The following is an 18,172-nucleotide window of genomic DNA, read 5'->3' on the forward strand; positions in this document are numbered from 1 at the left end:
GGGAAAACGTACATGAAGCGGAACTACGATCCTCTATCCGTTAGGAAAACGCGATTAGGGACCCCAAAACGATGAAATAACGTATCTGAGTTCCCTTTGTGGCGTAGAATCGTGGGGATTTGCAGAAATAGAGGAACGACGTTCCTCTATCTGTGACAAAAACAGCCAATACATGCTTGAGGTGGAAGGTCGATCCTCTTCAACTAACGATCTTCAAGCTGCAATTGTGTTTAGAACAAATAGGAGGCATTATCAATTCCAACAGATGCTCTAACGAACCGTATCGTCTTTATACGCGGAAATATGGCATCTTTTTTGTTATAACGAACTGAATCAGCGTTACGGAGCAGTATATGGATGGATTGATGAACTTTTGCATGGATTAGCGCATCTGGAGTTCGTATTACTCTTCAATTCGATGGTTTTTGATCAAATAAAGTCTACTGAGTTCGTTAGGTCAAGTATCTGACTTTCAACAATCAGATTGAACCATCCTGACGAAATTCCTGAGGAACTCTCTGAGGAACTCTCTAAGGAACTCTGACGAAATCTCGGAGGAATTCTCTGAGAAGCTCTCAGAGAAGCTCTCAGAGAAACTCACAGAGAAAATCTCAGAGAAGCTCTGACGAAATCTCTGACGCCCCGCCCCCTGACGCGCTCCCCCACGAACTCCCCTGACAAGGAACGCTGTTCCTTTAAACAACGCTCCGCTGCTGCACATTCATCGCAGCAACAGTCCCCACGGCTGCCCGTAAAGCGCAGCACAAACACCCCCGATTCCCAAACAGCGGGAATCGCGGGCATTAGTGCTAGGCATGCCGCCCAGCCAGATAAGTCCTAAGCACCTGCTCCGCTGTGTGCGATAGCAATTCGGCCGTGCGCTGCATCGCGTCCTCGAGCTGCATGGGACCATCCATAATACTGTGGATGCTCGTGATGCCATGCGCATATAGCGCCTCTATGCCGTCACCGACAGAGCCGGCCAGAACAAAGACTGGAATCCCCAGTCTTTGCGCTGCTTGTGCAATACCCATCGGCGCTTTGCCTGAAGCTGTCTGCGCATCCGTTCGCCCTTCTCCCGTGATGACGAGGTCAGCACCAGCCAGCTGAGCGTGAAGCTGGGTCTTCTCCATAACAATCTCAATCCCCGGGCGCACCGTTGATGGAAAGAAAGCCAGGCAAGCGCCGCTTAGCCCGCCTGCTGCCCCTGCACTCGGCAGATGATGAACCGCGATGCCGGTACTCTGCTCCATCTGGTCCGCCCAGTGATGGAGAGCTTCATCCAACTCTGCCACCATGGCTGGGGTCGCGCCTTTTTGGGGGCCAAACACAGCTGAAGCGCCACGTGGCCCGATAAAAGGATTCGTCACATCCGAAGCAATCGTAAACCGCGATGCCTGGATTCGCGAATCCAGACGCGTGCCATTGATTTGCCGAATACGCGCTAGTGCTTGTCCGCCAGCTCCCACAGGCTGTCCGGCTTCATCGAGCAGTTCCAATCCCAGCGCTTGCAGCATGCCCGCGCCGCCATCATTGGTCGCGCTGCCGCCGATAGCAAGAATAAATTCACGATAGCCGCTATCCAGGGCATGCTTAATCAATTGACCTGTACCATAGGTGGTAGTCAGCAGCGGATTGCGTTGATCGGACGGTATCAAACATAAGCCTGACGCGTCCGCCATTTCAATCACGCAAGTGGTTCCGTCCCCAAGAACACCATATTCGGCGGTTATCTCTTGGCCGAGCGGACCCAGCACTTCGACCGCATAAGTAGTCCCGCGCGTAGTATTAATCAAACTATCGCGTGTTCCTTCTCCCCCATCGGCCATCGGGATAAGTACGGTTTCCGCTTGCGGCGCTGCCAGAAGGATTCCTTGTTCGATAGCGGCAGCCGCTTCTCGCGCGCTTAGGCTGCCCTTGAAAGAATCAGGTGCAATCACAATTTTCAAATGGCCTCTTCCTTCCACTGCGACTAGTTAGAAATTAATTTAAACAACGCATGCGTACCGCTATCCTCTTCGCCGCTTGCGGCTAGCTGCTCGTAAAGTGATTTCGCCAAAGAAAGTCCCGGCAATGTAAGATTCATTTCATCTGCAACCTGCAAAGCAATTTTCATATCCTTGATAAAATGTTTCACATAAAAACCTGGCGCAAAATTGCCTGCAATAATACGCGGAGCCAAGTTGCTTAAAGACCAGCTGCCCGCAGCGCCGGATTCTATATTTTTGAGCACAGTCGTTGGGTCGAGCCCCGCTTTTTGGGCATAGACAAGAGCTTCCACGACACCCATCATATTGCTGGCAATGGCGATCTGGTTGCACATTTTGGTATGCTGGCCGGCTCCTGCCGCTCCTTGGTACACAATGTTCGTGCCCAACTTTTCAAATAAAGGCAGCACTTCATCGAAAACTTCACGAGCTCCGCCAACCATGATCGATAAGCGGGCTTCTCTGGCACCGATATCCCCTCCGGAAACAGGCGCATCCAAGGAAAACACTTGCTTCGACAAGGCCTCATCGTAGATGCGTTTAGCCAGAATTGGACTTGATGTCGTCATATCGACTAAATAACTTCCTTGTTTAACATGGGAGAGAATCCCGTTCTGACCAAAATATATCTCATCCACGTCCGAAGGAAACCCTACCATGGTTACAATAACCTGACACCGCTCAGCCAACTCGCCAGGCGATACCTGCCACTGAGCACCTTGTTCGATCAAATCCTGCGCCTTAGATTTCGTGCGATTGTAAATATGTACTTGATACCCCGCTTGCATAAAATGGCTTGCCATACTTTTACCCATAACACCTGTACCGATTAAGCCAATAGCTGTTTGCGACGGATTGAAAACCACGTTCTTCTTCCACCTTTCCAAAACATCAAACGATTTTAACTTAAACTTATCACCCACAGTGGCTTCGGTCAATATTGATGACCGCGCAAAACAAACTACCGACAGACATAGCACTTCGCCCTCAAAATGTAAATTAGGAGCTGAAGGTTAACGTTGATGAAGCATGCGAAGTCAATACTCCTGAAGCATGAGGCAAGCTCCGATAACGAACTCAATACCCTTTATTCGATCAAAATCGCTCATTCTGAAAATCTAACGATTTCCAGATGCGCTATCTCAAGTAAACGATCACTTTTTCATCAAAAAGCGCTCTATAACGCCTTTCCAGTTCATTAAATTTCCAAAGCAGCCATTTTCTCGTCTATAAGCATCATACAGTTCATTAGATGAAATTTGATGAAATTTGATGAAATTTGATCCACTTTGATGCCCTACGATGACCTTAGTTGCCCCCTCAAAACCAGCGAGACCGAAAACCGCAGCAGCAAAGAAGTCTACCTTAGAAGCCAACAAAAAAAGCCGCCTCTAAGGGTTCATAACCCTGAGGCAGCTTTTTTTAGTTTCTAAATCCCCTTGAATGTGAAAGCATAGGCATACGTTCGATTCGCAAACAACGTGAATTCCGGATGCGTTCTCGCGCCCCAGCTATCGTCGCCGCCAACTCCCATTTGCTTGTAGTTCACGCGCACCACGACTTTGTCGCTTGTTGGCAGCTTATACGTATGGTCATAGGCTTCCAATTCCGTAGGTGTATAAGGCAGTGCATTCAGCTCCACGGTTGGCAAACCTGTAATCAGGAGCCCGCGGCCCGCGGCATTAGTTAACGTAGCTGAACGCACATCCGTTTTATTTCCACATTCCTGCGGTCGCAGGTAAGGAACCATTTGCTCTTCTACAGTTCCACTGTGTTGAGCCAATTTCGCCCCGACTGCCCGATCCCAGTAGTTCTCGTGAGGGCCACGGCCATACCAGCTCAAATTCTCGAAGGAGCGGTCTAATTGGAAGAGGACGCCGATCTCTGGAATCTCCGGCAATTGCGTTCCAGGCGTAAGCTCCATGCGAACTTCTACCTCTCCATTCGCAGAGACCGTATAAACCAATTGAACATCCGAAGCCGGCTGAGTGGCTAACTCATAGCGCACACGCACTTCTGCCTGACCTTCCCAGTTATTCCGCACTTGAAGACTCGTCAGCGTTCGGCTGCTAGCTGCTTCTTTCCATGGCGCACAGCGAATGTGATGCTGGTTGCCACGATCATTATCCGTGTAAGCACGCCAGAAATTAGGCACAGGACCCGACAGAAACAACGATGTACCCTCGTATACATACGATGTGATATCTCCGGTAGCTTTATCGAATTGCAGTGTGAAATTGCTGCCTTTCAAAAGAATGCCTGATTCCGTAGCTTCAATATGAACCGCATCCTCAACCGATACGGCAGCAGCCGTTTGGGCCTGTGCCAACTGATCTGTGTAGGTTCTTGCAAATTTGCTCACAGGCAGAACATACTGTTCCCAGGCGACTTCATGGCCTTGCTTCGCCCACAGTGTATCTTCATTCAACTGCAAACTAATCGTCAGCACGAATTCGTCCTTAGGTGACAGCAGTTCTAACTTATCCAGAGCAAGCTCGATAACAGCCGTTTCTCCTGGCTTAACAGAGAATTGACCACGTTTCTCTTCGCCTGCTAAGACGCCATTACGAGCGATACTCCACGTCCATGCAAACTCATCCAAATCTGTGAATAGGAATTGATTCGTTACTTTTACTTGGCCTTTGGCCAGATCGACCGCTTCAAATTTGGCATTCTGATAGCACTTTTTAACCTCATATAATTTCGGTGAGACCGTTCGGTCTGCGAAGATTAGACCATTGCCGCAGAAGTTGCCGTCATTCGGCGTATCTCCGAAATCACCGCCATAAGCTTGATAAGTGATGCCATCGGGCGTTGTGGTACGGATCGATTGATCAATCCAATCCCAAATAAATCCACCTTGAAGAACTGGGTACTGGTCGAATAACTCCCAATACTTAGATAAATTACCACAAGAGTTCCCCATTGCATGGCTGTATTCACATAGAATAAATGGTTTCTTGTGATTCATTTTGGCATATTCCTCAATTTTCTCAATCTTGGAATACATCTGGCTCTCAATATCAGAAGAAGCTTCTGATGCGCGGAAGTGAAATACGCCTTCATAGTGAACGACTCGGGAAGGATCCGCTTCACGCAGGAAGTCATGCATTTTAATAAAGTTATCGCCACCAAAGGACTCATTACCAAGTGACCAGATCACGATAGACGGATGATTTTTGTCCCTCTGAAGCATCGAATTCGCCCGATCCAGCACAGCTTCTGTCCATTCCGGCTTGCTGCCTGGCACAGCCTCTCCTTCTGTTTCCTGCATATAGGTCCAGGAACCGTGTGTCTCGAGATTGGTTTCATCGATGACATACAAGCCATATTGATCACATAACTCGTACCAATATGGATTATTCGGATAGTGTGAGGTACGAACGGCATTAATATTATATTGTTTCATCAACAAAATATCGGCCAACATACTTTCTTTATCTACCGAGCGACCGCGGTCCGTGTCAAACTCATGACGGTTCACGCCTTTAAACACAACCCGCTCACCGTTGATCTTCATTAGCCCGTCTTGGATTTCAAATTTACGGAATCCAATCTTGCAGCTTTCCGTCTCCAACAGAATACCCTGCTCATCCTTTAAACTCAAAACCAGCGTGTAGAGATACGGATTCTCTGCACTCCATTTAGCTGGACGTTCAACTTTGGTTGCAAGTTCAATCTCTTGCAGGTCTGCCCCATCCACAGACACTTGAACAGAGAGCGGCTTGCTCCACAAAGGCTTCAGCTCACTGTCATATAATTGCGCTTCAACACTTCGTGTTCCCTTGCCAAGCGTATCATAGTTGCTGATCTTCGCTCGAACTCGCAATTGCGCATCTTCAAAGGCTTCATCCAAATCTGTATTGACAAAGAAATCAGCAATATGAGTAACTGGTGTCGCGTATAGATAGACATCACGGAAGATCCCGCTTAGCCGCCAGAAATCTTGATCCTCGAGCCAACTAGCATCACTCCAGCGATATACCTCAACAGCAAGCTTATTTTCACCTTCAACCAAGTAAGGCGTAATATCAAAATCTGCGGGTGTAAAGGAATCTTGGCTGAAACCGACCAAATCACCATTCACCCAAACGTAGAAAGCTGATTCTACCCCTTGAAAACTTAGATAAACAGGCCGATCCGCCCATGCTGCGGGCACTGTGAAACTGCGCGTATAAGAGCCAACTGGATTATATTTAACCGGTGCAAAAGGCGGCTTAATATCCTCATGTCCCACCCAAGGGTAGATAATGTTCGTATATTGCGGGAAATCAAACCCTTGCAGCTGCCAGTGGGAAGGCACTTCCATATCAGCCCAAGATGAGCTGTCAAAATCATTTTGATAAAACAATTCCGGACGTCCCTCAGCGTTCTCGGCAAAATGAAATTTCCAAGTCCCATTTAACGATTGATAAGCATCAGAAGCTTCGCGATTCCCCGTGAGCGCTTCGCTTTCGGATTTATAAGGCATTAATGTGGCATGCGCCGCCATGCGATTTAATTGAAAAATCTGCGGGTTGTTGTTCCATTCCGGATACCCGTTTACAGGTGCTGTATAGACGAACTTATTAGCCATTCGCTGAATTCCTCACTTCTGTAGGTAGTATAAATATCTTCAAGTACTTTCTTATTGTACAAGACAATAATTTCTTTTAAAATATAAGAAACTACGCTTGTGATATTAAAATATGAAAGAGATGATGATTCAACTATGGCTATTGATTATCGCAAATTTTTCGTCATCACCGAAACAGATCGCAAGCTTCCCCTCATCTTGGAAACGGTCGGCTACGAAAACGATCAGCAATTTTATAAGCGTGAGGAAGGCTATCCATGTTTCCATTGGCTTCAAACGATCGAGGGCAGCGGAGAGATCATTCTAGAGAACGGAGCGGTTAAACTGGCAGAAAATCAGGGGATGCTGCTGCCCGCGGGTGTGACGCACGAATACAAGGTGCCATCCGCCAAGTGGTCAACCTGGTATGTAACGTTCGACGGCGCTTTGGCCGCCTCAATCGTCTACGCACTCGAAATCCCGTTATCCACAGCTATTAGTTGGGGACCCGATTCCCCTCTCGCTACTATTCACGAATATTATTACGAAAAATACCGTTACAGCTACGACTTCACTGGGATGAATGGATCGCTCGAGGTGTATCAATTCCTTACGCTGCTCAAAAAGCATGGGAACGTCAACAAAAGCGCCTCCTTCTCTCAAAGCCATGAGCGCCTTCTTCCCTTGCTGTTTCAATTGGAGATCAGCTACGCTTCTTCCGATATTGGGCTGCCATGGATGTCACAAATTCTCGGCGTCAGCCCTCAGCATATCAATACCTTATTCCGCAAAGCATTCGGACTGTCGCCCTACCAATACTTGCTGCAGCTTCGCTTGCAGAAGTCCAAGGAGTTCCTGATCGCCCAACCCGATCAAACGGTGAAACAAATTGCCGATGCAACCGGATTTCTCGATGCTTCTCATTTCATTTCAACCTTCCGCAAATCCATCGGCTTAACGCCCGAAGTATTTCGCAATCAATACAGCAAAAAGAACCAACAGGAGGAACCCCGTTAGTTCTTTGCAGCCAGCTTATCTAGTGATTCGGAATGAATTCACCATGCACTTCCAACAGCTTTTGGACGAAAATCTCAAAATCCGTTTTGCTAGAAGAAAATTTGAAATCGGTTACACCAGTATGAAAGTCAATAATCGTTAAAGCTACACGGTTCAACGGATACTCAGGAATCGGTTCAGAGGCAAGAGTAATATTTTTGAAAGGGTAAATGGATGTTTCACCGTACAAACGAAGTACAGTTAGATGATCATCTCTTAGCTCCAAAGAAATATGTTGATCAGAATCAGTGAAACTTTTCAGTGTACTCATTCTTTATCAATCCTCCTCTTGTCCTCTATTTTACTCTTATTTTGAAAGATAAAGAAGCCCAAAATAAAAAAAAATCCCTAATTGTTGCCTGTTTCACTAGGTTCTATCCAGGGTACATAGAGATAGGGCTTAATTCCCTCTTACAAAATGCTACGGAGGTGCTAGACAATGAGTACAACGATTTTGTTATCCGAAAGAACTGAACCTGTCAAGAAGCTGCGGGCACAGGGGCAGATCCCTGCTGTAGTTTACAGCTCCCGCATGGACTCCGAACATGTTACTGTCCCGGAAAAAGAAATCCGTGCATCACTGAAGCGTAATCCGCATGCGATTTTACAAGTCACTCTGCCTTCCAATACGAATCAGCCCGTTATCGTTCACCACGTCCAGAAGGACAGCTTGACTGGCCAACTGCTGCATATTGATTTTCTGCAAATCGATATGCAACAAAATCTCGATACATCTCTAGCGGTTCACTTGACTGGAGAAGCGCGAGGAACCAAAGAAGGCGGTATCCTGCAGATCGAAACGAATGAGGTCATGATCCGCTGTATGCCGGATAAACTGCCGGAGCATCTTACGCTGGATGTCAGCCATTTAGGAATTGGTGAACATTTGACCGTTGCTGATCTAGACATTCCAAAGGATGTAGAGGTGCTTTCCGATCCAGAAATCATTTTGGTAACGATCCTTGGAATTCAGAAACTGGACGAGGCTGTCGAATCCAAAGCTGAACAAGAAGACGAAGCCGTGGCATCCGATGTCTAATACATTTATATGTATCACAAACCAACTCTACGCATAGAAACTGCAATGGTATCCGTCATGATCCATAGCAAAAAGCGCTCATGCCCGATGAATCGGCTGAGCGCTTTTATTTATGCCAATACGTTAATACGCATGGATGGTCGGACTATTAATTTTCCATATGATCGCTTGGTGCTGCTCGTTTCTGATAGCCATGATTTGCAGATGACAGAGCACTTCATTCGCTTGTTCCATATACACATGATCCCCAAACATTTCATAGAGTCTCATGTAGTCATTATAAGTGTCTAAAAATTCATTGAAGAAAGTAGTTGGCATCTCTATCACTCCCTTAGTTCAATGATAGATCACAAACATTAAAATATGATTAGTAGGAGATTAAACTTTTATGTTAAATAAGGGCATACAGTTCATTCATAGGTCTTATAAAATTCTGTTTCATTTCTGCAGCCGCGGCATTTGCATCGCCGTTTTCCAAGGCCTGAATGATAGCCGAATGCTCTTCTACAGAAGTTAAAGTTCCCGTAATCGGCTGTTTGAGAAAGACATATTTAAAGCGTCGAATATGAATTTGCAGCGAAGAGCTGAATGCAGCTACGTAATTATTGTCTGCTGCCTCGATAATGGCTTGATGAAATTGCTCGTCCAATTCCATAGCTTGATAGGGTTCCCCATTCTGGATAGCTTCCCTAAATTGCAGATTCAGCGATTTCAGCTTCTCAATCTGCTGCGGGACGATATGCGCTGCTGCATATTCAGCAGCCAGTGCATGCAATGCCGCAAGTGTTGGATACATTTTCAGGATATCCTTTTTCTCAATGTTCGTCACACGCGTTTCTTTACCTGGCTGCATCACAACCAAGCCTTGCACCTCTAACAACTGAAATGCCTCTCTGATCGGCGTCCGACTCACAGCCAATGACTCCGCCAAATCGGCATCGATCAACTTCTCGCCAGGATGCAAAGTCCCCTCGATAATCCATCGTTGGATCTGCGAAAAAGCACGTTCCTTCGCCGACAGGCGAATGGGTGTAGAAAAATTGACAGGCACGGGCATATGCACTTTACTCCTTGATTGACATATAGTTACATGCAATATATCGGATATAGGTGCGGAATGCAAGTACTACAAGATTCATAGCAAGAAAAACGGCCTCATCGCCCTGATAGATGAGTCTCTTCTTAGCAGCAAAATCTAGTAAGGGAACTAGGGGACGCTAATTAGGCAAAAAGTAGGGTTGCGAGGGTAATAGCGGAACTACAGGGTCTTATTTCCTCGAAGTATGCTGAATTTCCAATAGAACGGAAAAATAGCGGACTGTAGTTCCTTCACCACCCCAAAAAAGACACTTTTGGCTAGAATAGAGGATCATAGTTCCCTTACGCCCGGACCATGCAGCTGAGTAACTCCGCGTTCACTCCAAAACCTCTTGTATTAACCCACCCTAACCCATCATCAACAAATCAACGTGGTAATTACCCTACAAAGTAACCCTACGCAGACGCAAGCATCTTGTGAATTATTGGGCTATCAAGTCTGCGCCAATGCCTCCCGATCCGCAGCTTGTGGCGGTTTCTCCATCCACCCATTAGCAATCATGATATTCGCGCCATCTTCTGCATAGTGACCAATCTCCGCTGCCAAGCGGGTATAGGTGGCCGCTATATCCCTTCTAGGACTTTGCGAAACTGAGATGCCATATTGGCCGATTCCAGTTGCCGTGAGTCCCGCGATGTGAAACATCATCAATTTCTCGGAAAATGGAGGAATTTGAGAATCGGTCACTTCGGAATCCATGATCATAGGTGTTGGCAAATAATTGTCGTTAAGAAATTTGCTAAAGATATCGATTTGCTTTTGAGCAATATCTCTGCCTCGAATAAAATATTTCTGAACGTCTTCCGATTTGGCGACTTGGCTAAAGCCCATAATCAGCGCTTTGCCTAGCACATTCCGGCTGATATTATAGGTCAAATTTGAAATTTCATTGGCAATGAGCGGTCTCTTTTCGGAAAAAAGTCCGCCAAGAAAGCTTTGCTTATGTACGAATTCAATGCCTGTTGGTGTTGGAAGCTGCGGACCGCGAACATATAAGCCTTTCTTTTGCGCAAGCACTTTCGTACGATTATGTAGTTCTTTCGTCTCCATCAAACAGTCCGAAAAGAAGGCCATCGTATCTTCGCGTTCCGAGTGAGAAAGTGCTATACCGAAGGCATTAAGCCCAAGTTTCGCCATGTTAAGCATGTAGTCCAACATAATCGTGTCGGAGAATAGTCTAGGTGCTGATAAATTCACATCGGACTCCGTAAAACCCTGAGGAACCGGATAGTTTACTTCAATATACAACTTTTTTATTTTATCAATATGCTTGTGTGAGACTTCCTCTGCGAATTCAAGTAAAGTTCGAAGTTCCTCATCTTCGGCATGTTTCAAAAAATATTGTATGCCGCAAATAGACATCGTATCATTCATATAAGTAGCCCACAAAACGGAGTGTTCAGAAGCTGACAAATAGACATCAGGCGTCTTAGTCAAAATAACACCATCCTAACCATATTTTTGTTTAGGTTCTCCTTATTGCAAACATTTATGAGTCGTCTGGTAAAATAGCAGGAATGTCGAACTTGGTTCGGCACAGCAAAAACCTGATAAGCCGATATGGCCGGAGACCATCCGTTCCCGCCCGTCTCACTCCAGGCAAAAAAAGCTCCAAATCCCACTTCGTGTGGATTCGGAGCCTCTCGCTATGGACTATTCTTTGTACGTACGAATAAAGGCAATTGCATTGGCGATGTCGATCTCCGGTTTATCGCCAACTTCACGCTCGATTGTTAGATAGCCTGTATAGTTAATAGCTTGTAACGCTTCAAAATAGCTTTTGAAATCAACGTTCCCTTCGCCCAAAGCAAGCTCCCGATAGGTCGCACCTGTTGCCGCGGCTGCAGCAATGTTCTCGTGGCTCATCGGTTCAAAACCAAGAGCGCCGTACACCTCACGCGGATCTACTTCTCGAAGTCGCACGCCATCCTTCACATGGGTATGAACGATGTAATCCTTCAAGGTATATACGCCTTGAACAGGATCATCCCCCGTCACCATAACCATGTTGGCTGGGTCAAAATTGACCGAAACACCTTTAGTGGACAGTTTATCAAGGAAACTTTTCAAATGTGCTGCGGGTTCGGGACCTGTTTCCACAGCAAAATATGCCCCCAAGCTGTCTGCATATACACCAAGTTCCTCGCAAGCCTCAAGCATCGTTTGGTAAACAGGATCATCGCTGTTCTCAGGTACGACTCCAATGTGAGTCGTAACTACAGTTGTGCCCAAATCGATGGCCAGGTCTAGAATTCGTTTGGATTTCTCAATTTTCTCTGCATTAGCGGTATGATCCTGAAAGCCATGGCCGCCCAGATCACCACATAAGGCAGAGATATGTAGACCTAGAGACGCGATATAGGCTTTTAATTCTTGACGCGCTTCAGGCGAAAGGTTGTCCGGATCCATTTCACCAGAAACGGCATAGATTTGCACCCCATCCGCCCCAAGCTCCTTAGCTTTCTTTAAACCTTCACGAATACCTAGACGCAGGCTATCCACCATAATCCCAATTGGATTCTTCATACTTCGTCAGCACACCTTTCGCAGGGTTGAATCATGATTTATTGAATCTATGTCTGTTATTGGATATCATCCCATAAACGCTTTACATTTTGCAACCCAATCAGCGTTCCTGCTTTGCACTCTTCCATACCCTCGAATTCAATCGAAATATAGCCATCAAAACCGGAATGTTTGACAGTTCGTAAAACTTCTCGCATATCGATATCACCATGACCTATGATAGCGCCCCGCAAGTAATTACCTTGCGTTGTCTGAAACCATCCAGAACCTGGATTCTGATAGGACGGTCTCAAGTAGAAATCTTTCACATGTACCATGGAAGCGTATGGCAGGTTTTTGTTCACTGCTGCAACCGGATTTTCATCGACACACATGAAATTACCTACATCCAACGTTGTCCGGAAATTCGGACGATTTACCGCTTGGATTAATGTTTGTACACGGTCACTATGCTGTACGAAATAACCATGATTTTCAACACTTGTTGTAATCCCAAAAGTTTGGGCGTAATCGGCAATTTCCTGACATGCCTCTGTCATTCTTCCAAGCTCACGGTTAAAATTCCCAATTGAAGTGTCATCTGATTTTGCCACGTCATGACGCATTTTTTTCACGCCAAGCTTTGCAGCAATTTCAACCTCACCTTTGACTCGCGCGATTTCCTGTTGGTAAGCTTCTACTGAATCTGTGAGAAAATTTGCGCCAATAGCATAATTGGAAACTTCGAGCCCGCGAGATCGTGCTTTCTGATGAATTTTCTCTGCTAACTCAAAATCTCCAGCTAGTTCAAATCCCAAAGGAACAATCTCCACGTGTTCTGCGCCTTGATCTGCCACCCAATCGATGACTCCAAATATATCCATTTCGCCTGACTGCAAGGCTCTATATAAACTATACGTGCTTACTCCAATTTTCATGTTGTTAAGCCCCTATCCTTATGGATTATAAACTGATTTCACGGCCTGAAGCCGCTGATTCGTAGATACCGCACAGGATTTTCATCATTGTAACGCCATCTTCAACAGGACTAATTGGGGTATTCCCCGTACGGCAGCATTCCAGGAAATGCTTAATTTCATTGTTAAAAGCATCTACAACATTAAGCGACTTCGCATCGACTTGAGGTGCGACGTTCACAATCGTATCTTGCATTTCCGTCACGAAAAGAAGCTCCGGTTCGACTTCGACGCCGCCTTTGTCACCATAAAGCTTGACAGCAATCTCGTCTTTTTTGGCATGCAGCGTGAAACTTACATCAACCAATAACGATGCGCCATTCTCAAAACGTATTAACGCATTAGCCATGTCTTCAACTGTGTTATGTGCAGCGTCGTAATCAGCCGCTTGATAGAAGGAAAGATTGCGGATATTCGGACGGTTTCCAAGTTTGTTATAGGTGTTGCCGCTAACTGAAATCGGTTTAGGTCTGCCCATCAAATACCAGCACAAGTCAATGACATGTACACCAATGTCGATTAAAGGACCGCCTCCGGAACGTTCAACATCCGCAAACCAGCCTCCCGGGTTGCCTAGTCTCCGAAGACATGACGCTTTGGCATAGTACAACTCGCCTAACGTGCCATTGTCAATAAACTGTTTAACTAACTGAGCATTCGCATCATATCGGCGCACGAAACCTACTTGCAAGGTTTTGCCGGACTCACGCACAGCTTCCTGAATACGATTAGCTTCTTCCACTGTTTTGCATAGAGGCTTCTCTACGAGTACATTTTTGCCTGCCCGCAAAGCTGCTATACTAATTTCTGCATGTGTATTATTCCATGTGCAAATACTTACGGCATCGATCTCCGGATTGGCAAGCAGTTCGTTATAATCCGTATAAATCTGTGCAATCCCATACTTCGCTGCTTTTTCTTCTGCTCGTGTACGATTCAAATCACATACGGCGAACAATTGGGCATCTGCTTGTTTGCTATATGACTCAAAATGCATATCTGAGATTGAACCTGCTCCGATGACACCAATTTTCAACTTGTTCATGCTCATTACAAATCCCATCTCCTTAGTTGTCTTATGCATTCAGGATATCATGATTTTCAACGGTGTAGAATGTATAAAATGGGCATATCCATGGACTATATAATCAAAAATAACCACCACTCGGCGTTCACTCCGCGGTGGTGGCTAAAGGGGCGATTGTGCAGCATCATTCTCATTTGCAGCCATACACTGGCGGCCTGCTCGGACAGGAGCTGAGTGCCTAAAAACGAAAATAAACGCAACCTTCTGGCTTACATATGTTAAGGGATCAGCAGAATTTTCCCTGTGCTTTTTCTACTCTCCAGAAGCCTGTGCGCGTCTGCTCCCTCGCTGAGAGGAAAGGTAGTCAGATCATCGATTCGAATGACAGCTTGCCTCAACGCCTCAAATAATTGCTGCGAACGCTCAATTCTGTCCGACAAGGACGTAATGTGGTTCCATAAATCGCCGCCGGTCAGCGTTTTGGATGTATCCATGAGCATTCTTGGATCAATACGGGGTGGATCACCGCCTGCCATGCCATAGAAAACAATGGTTCCTTTGGTTTTGGCGGCAGCGAAACTGTCCATAAGCGTAGATCCTACGGAATCATAAACGACGTCCACACCTTGCTGGCCCTCCGTATAAGCCGTAACTTGCTTTACCCAATTTGAGTCATACAAATACACTTCGTCCGCCCCTGCGTTCATGGCTACTGCCTTTTTCAGCTCGGAAGAAGTTAGTCCAATCACTTTGGCCCCTTTACTCTTGGCTAGTTGGATGAGTATCTGTCCTACGCCACCGGCTGCCGCATGAACGAGGATTTGCTCCCCTGCTTGCAGTCGATAACTGTCGTTCACCAAGTAATGCGCTGTCATTCCCTGAAGCAGGATGGCTGCTGCTTGCTCAAACGAAATATCGGCTGGCAGCGGAATAGCCCGATCGACAGGGACTGCCACCAACTTCGCGTTGGCGTAGGGAACATCGACGAACGCAATTCGATCTCCAACCTTCACCTGCGTCACGTCAGGAGCTGCTTGCTCAACAACACCCGCCCCTTCATACCCCAAAATAAAAGGCGGATTGCCTGCCAAATGGTAGTTCCCGCGCCTCCGATATATATCGGCAAAATTCATCCCTACTGCTTTGGTTCTTACAAGGATGTGCCCCGATACGAGGCTCGGATCCGGAATTTCTTTATATTGCAAGACCTCAGGTCCTCCGAAATGTTCAAAAATCAATGCTTTCATCTGGCTACCTCCACTAACTAATCTTGCAGCGATTGTACCATACCCCTCTTGCCAATTTGAAATTAGCCTAGTCCGAGGCTCCCTTCAATTTTGTGCCAGATGGGAAAAACGGCTTCGCCGCCCTGTGTGAGCATCTTACAAGCAACCAATTCTGTCGGAGGGAACTCTGGTACTCTATTTTGGCAGTTTGCCTGGATGCGAGGTCAATAGCGGAACTACAGGGTCTTATTTCCACGAAAAGCACTAAATATCGCATCAAACAGCCAAAATAGCGCACTGTAGTTCCCTCAACCTCGCAATATTGACACTTTTGGCTGGAATAGCGTACTGTAGTTCCCTTATCTTCGCTTGGAGCAGCTGGGGGTAAGTCTCACATACCCCAAAACACCGACAAAAAAACGTCCCTCTGCAAGTAACAATGCAGGGGACGCTTTACGATCAACTACTCTTCTGCTCCGACTGTTTGCAGCCATGCTTTTGCCACAAGCGCATGACCTGCTGGTGATGGATGTACGCCATCAGGTGCCCAGAATGAACCGTGTGCCCGAGTGGAAGCCTGCGCGAATAGTCCATCCAGACAAACCAGACGTGCTCCAAACTCTCTTGCCAGCTCCCGAACAACGGTAATTTTGGGATCCAGATCTTCTCTCCATAATTTGCGATCTTCAGGCACTGGCAGGACAAACGGCTCAATCAGAACGAGTTTCGCGCCAGTTTCCGCCGTTTGCTCTAGCAGGTTACGGTAGCCCTTCTCGTAAGCTTCTGTCGAAGTCGGATCATTGCGATCGTATCTTCTCCAAGTATCATTAATCCCTATGTAAATAGAAACTACATTCGGTTTCAACGCCAAACAATCCTCGTTCCAGCGCTGTTCCAAATCCACCACACGATTGCCAGAAATTCCTCTGTTCAGGAACTGAACTTGTTTCTCCGGGTACTTCGCCGAGAACTGAGCTGCCGCCATAAGCGCGTAGCCTTTGCCTAAATCTTGACCATTATCCCGAACACGTCCTGCATCTGTAATACTGTCGCCTTGAAAAAGAACGACATCCCCTTGCTGAATCCATGATGACATCTGATAATTGCCTCCTTCATTTCTCTGAAAATGTTTAAAAATAAAACCAATCATCTGTCTTAGCCAGATAATTGGTTCCAAGTCAATCGTTCGCAAAACATACGCCATTGCCTGAAATCGATCAGATAAAAGTCGAGCGGACCTAGCTTTGTACTGCTTGTCTGCGGCTTGGAACCGAGCTTGGCGAGCAATTTGGTAAGTTCTGGTTGGCCTGACGGCGCCCAAAATTGAATCGTTTCAACCATGGGATTCTCCGCCACAAGTAGCGCAGTGAGATATTTCAAACCCTGCACAAAAAGGCTAGTACGACGAAACGGTTGCTGGATAAAAGCGATTTCAATTTGGCATACTTCTTTATTCTCATCTGTTTGTCGCCCGTACCATATGTATAGCCCATAGCGCCAGCGGTTTCATGGTAGATTACACATAAATGTTGCTTTCATCTTACTTGGCCGGCTGAACTCTCAAGGTATCCTTATTAAGGACAATTATGCCAAAACCAGTTGGCGGAAATATTCTAGTCAACCTCCTTTACCATAAGTTGCCTAGAGTATAGCATAGCTGGTTGGGTCTATCAACAAAGACTTTTGGAAGATACTAGGTTCTAAATCTGGCAAGAAATTGCTTGAGTTGATTGATTTTGACAGAATACTTCTTTGAATATGAGAAGCTGCTCTCACTGAGCAGTCAACCCAAAAAATCTTCCGCATCTATAAGATGGGAAGATTCGTAATTAGCGCAGCCTTTTACGCTGATTTATTATACTTATTTAATAGCTCGTCTAATTCGATCGAAAGTTTTAGCACATATTCGGAGAGCAGGTCATGACTATGACTGGCAAGATTAAGCTCAAATCGCTTAGCTTCGATCTTCTTCTCCAATTCAATAAATTGACCCATTGTACATCCCTCCAATATGTTAACTTTATTTGTGTGAATCTATTGTTGATATCTCTTATTCTAAACCAATAATATTAATTAAATATTAGCAAACTATTTAGTTTGTTCCTGACAAAGTAATATTCCCTTAGCCATTATACGATAAAAAAGAAGCCTCGTGGGCTTCAATTTTCATATATTTATAAAATTATTGTCTATTCAAGGTTTTCTGGAAAATCTCTTCCATAAATGGAGTTGACAAGTTCCAACACTTTTTGCCCTTTATCCAAAAACCTCAATGGTGTAGCCTGATTTTTGACAAAAAAATCGCCAGATACTTCTTTATTTTTACCAAAAGCGCCATTATACAACAGCGAGGCTCCTTTCGTCGGAGGCGGGAAAAATAATTTCATCATCGGCCTCAAATAGATGGGCAAACCGGACTTTTTCCCTTTTCTCAGCGTATTATTGCCATCTGGATCTATAGATCGAATCATGAGTTCCTCCTGAGCAGGTTTAAAAGCAACTTCCCGCGTCCATAGTGAGAGCGCTAGTTTGGAAGTTTCGTACGGTCCGAATAGCGCCGTGAACTCCGTTCGGTGTTCAAGTTTATCAGGATCAAACTGTTTGAAGCAGCTCAAAATGTTTCTCGCGTCCCTGTTTGGAGAAGGTCAAGTCTGCGAGACTGCCTCCTGCATTGTTAAATAAAACATCGATTTTGACTTC

18 protein-coding genes are annotated in these 18,172 nt (G+C 45.8%); 2 read left to right on the top strand and 16 right to left on the bottom strand.

Features of this window, described 5'->3' with window-relative positions:
• Nucleotides 1-809 precede the first annotated feature (809 nt).
• From LOZ80_RS18555 to LOZ80_RS18570, 4 genes are all read right to left on the bottom strand, one after another.
• The gene (locus LOZ80_RS18555) at nucleotides 810-1,949 is read right to left on the bottom strand and encodes a glycerate kinase (protein WP_238172707.1); all 1,140 of its coding nucleotides are present in this window, start codon (nucleotides 1,947-1,949) and stop codon (nucleotides 810-812) included.
• Between the two features lie 23 nt (nucleotides 1,950-1,972).
• Nucleotides 1,973-2,854: an NAD(P)-dependent oxidoreductase gene (locus tag LOZ80_RS18560; protein WP_238172708.1), complete on the bottom strand. Its 882-nt coding sequence runs from the start codon at nucleotides 2,852-2,854 to the stop codon at nucleotides 1,973-1,975.
• Between the two features lie 288 nt (nucleotides 2,855-3,142).
• A complete protein-coding gene (locus LOZ80_RS18565; protein ID WP_238172709.1) occupies nucleotides 3,143-3,364 on the bottom strand; it encodes a hypothetical protein in 222 nt (73 codons plus the stop codon).
• Between the two features lie 53 nt (nucleotides 3,365-3,417).
• Nucleotides 3,418-6,564, bottom strand: a complete 3,147-nt coding sequence (locus tag LOZ80_RS18570; protein WP_238172710.1) for a beta-galactosidase, LacZ type — start codon at nucleotides 6,562-6,564, stop codon at nucleotides 3,418-3,420.
• 135 nt (nucleotides 6,565-6,699) lie between these two features.
• On the opposite strand from LOZ80_RS18570, the gene LOZ80_RS18575 reads away from it, so the two are divergent.
• Nucleotides 6,700-7,560, top strand: a complete 861-nt coding sequence (locus LOZ80_RS18575) for an AraC family transcriptional regulator (RefSeq protein ID WP_238172711.1) — start codon at nucleotides 6,700-6,702, stop codon at nucleotides 7,558-7,560.
• Nucleotides 7,561-7,579: 19 nt separating this feature from the next.
• On the opposite strand, the gene LOZ80_RS18580 is transcribed toward LOZ80_RS18575, so the two are convergent.
• Nucleotides 7,580-7,870 (bottom strand): hypothetical protein, encoded by a 291-nt coding sequence (locus LOZ80_RS18580; protein WP_189020910.1) that lies wholly within the window; start codon nucleotides 7,868-7,870, stop codon nucleotides 7,580-7,582.
• Between the two features lie 168 nt (nucleotides 7,871-8,038).
• Between LOZ80_RS18580 and LOZ80_RS18585 the strand changes: the two genes are divergently transcribed.
• On the top strand, nucleotides 8,039-8,638 hold the full coding sequence (locus tag LOZ80_RS18585; RefSeq protein WP_238172712.1) for a 50S ribosomal protein L25: 600 nt from the start codon (nucleotides 8,039-8,041) through the stop codon (nucleotides 8,636-8,638).
• A gap of 123 nt (nucleotides 8,639-8,761) precedes the next feature.
• Here the strand turns inward: LOZ80_RS18585 and LOZ80_RS18590 are convergent, their stop codons facing one another.
• The 11 genes from LOZ80_RS18590 to LOZ80_RS18640 all read right to left on the bottom strand — a co-directional run bounded on the left by LOZ80_RS18590 (nucleotide 8,762) and on the right by LOZ80_RS18640 (nucleotide 17,943).
• Nucleotides 8,762-8,956, bottom strand: coding sequence for a hypothetical protein (locus LOZ80_RS18590; protein ID WP_238172713.1), 195 nt, complete (start codon nucleotides 8,954-8,956; stop codon nucleotides 8,762-8,764).
• A gap of 73 nt (nucleotides 8,957-9,029) precedes the next feature.
• A complete protein-coding gene (locus LOZ80_RS18595; protein WP_238172714.1) occupies nucleotides 9,030-9,695 on the bottom strand; it encodes a GntR family transcriptional regulator in 666 nt (221 codons plus the stop codon).
• 474 nt (nucleotides 9,696-10,169) lie between these two features.
• On the bottom strand, nucleotides 10,170-11,174 hold the full coding sequence (locus tag LOZ80_RS18600; protein ID WP_238172715.1) for a DUF3231 family protein: 1,005 nt from the start codon (nucleotides 11,172-11,174) through the stop codon (nucleotides 10,170-10,172).
• 216 nt (nucleotides 11,175-11,390) lie between these two features.
• Nucleotides 11,391-12,263 carry a sugar phosphate isomerase/epimerase family protein gene (locus LOZ80_RS18605; protein ID WP_238172716.1) on the bottom strand — a complete coding sequence of 291 codons (873 nt, stop codon included), beginning with the start codon at nucleotides 12,261-12,263 and terminating at the stop codon, nucleotides 11,391-11,393.
• A 56-nt stretch (nucleotides 12,264-12,319) separates the two neighbouring features.
• Nucleotides 12,320-13,180 carry a sugar phosphate isomerase/epimerase family protein gene (locus LOZ80_RS18610; protein WP_238172717.1) on the bottom strand — a complete coding sequence of 287 codons (861 nt, stop codon included), beginning with the start codon at nucleotides 13,178-13,180 and terminating at the stop codon, nucleotides 12,320-12,322.
• 25 nt (nucleotides 13,181-13,205) lie between these two features.
• Entirely contained in the window at nucleotides 13,206-14,264 is a 1,059-nt protein-coding gene (locus LOZ80_RS18615; protein ID WP_238173035.1) for a Gfo/Idh/MocA family protein, read from the bottom strand.
• 260 nt (nucleotides 14,265-14,524) lie between these two features.
• Complete coding sequence (locus tag LOZ80_RS18620) at nucleotides 14,525-15,493, bottom strand: quinone oxidoreductase family protein (protein WP_238172718.1); 969 nt, start codon at nucleotides 15,491-15,493, stop codon at nucleotides 14,525-14,527.
• A 442-nt stretch (nucleotides 15,494-15,935) separates the two neighbouring features.
• A complete protein-coding gene (locus LOZ80_RS18625) occupies nucleotides 15,936-16,568 on the bottom strand; it encodes an SGNH/GDSL hydrolase family protein (RefSeq protein WP_238172719.1) in 633 nt (210 codons plus the stop codon).
• Between the two features lie 59 nt (nucleotides 16,569-16,627).
• Nucleotides 16,628-16,813: a hypothetical protein gene (locus tag LOZ80_RS18630; protein ID WP_238172720.1), complete on the bottom strand. Its 186-nt coding sequence runs from the start codon at nucleotides 16,811-16,813 to the stop codon at nucleotides 16,628-16,630.
• 501 nt (nucleotides 16,814-17,314) lie between these two features.
• Nucleotides 17,315-17,467 (bottom strand): aspartyl-phosphate phosphatase Spo0E family protein, encoded by a 153-nt coding sequence (locus LOZ80_RS18635; protein ID WP_238172721.1) that lies wholly within the window; start codon nucleotides 17,465-17,467, stop codon nucleotides 17,315-17,317.
• A 194-nt stretch (nucleotides 17,468-17,661) separates the two neighbouring features.
• Nucleotides 17,662-17,943, bottom strand: coding sequence for a hypothetical protein (locus LOZ80_RS18640; RefSeq protein ID WP_238172722.1), 282 nt, complete (start codon nucleotides 17,941-17,943; stop codon nucleotides 17,662-17,664).
• Nucleotides 17,944-18,172 lie beyond the last annotated feature (229 nt).

It is taken from the genome of Paenibacillus sp. HWE-109, assembly GCF_022163125.1.
Classification (GTDB): domain Bacteria; phylum Bacillota; class Bacilli; order Paenibacillales; family NBRC-103111; genus Paenibacillus_E.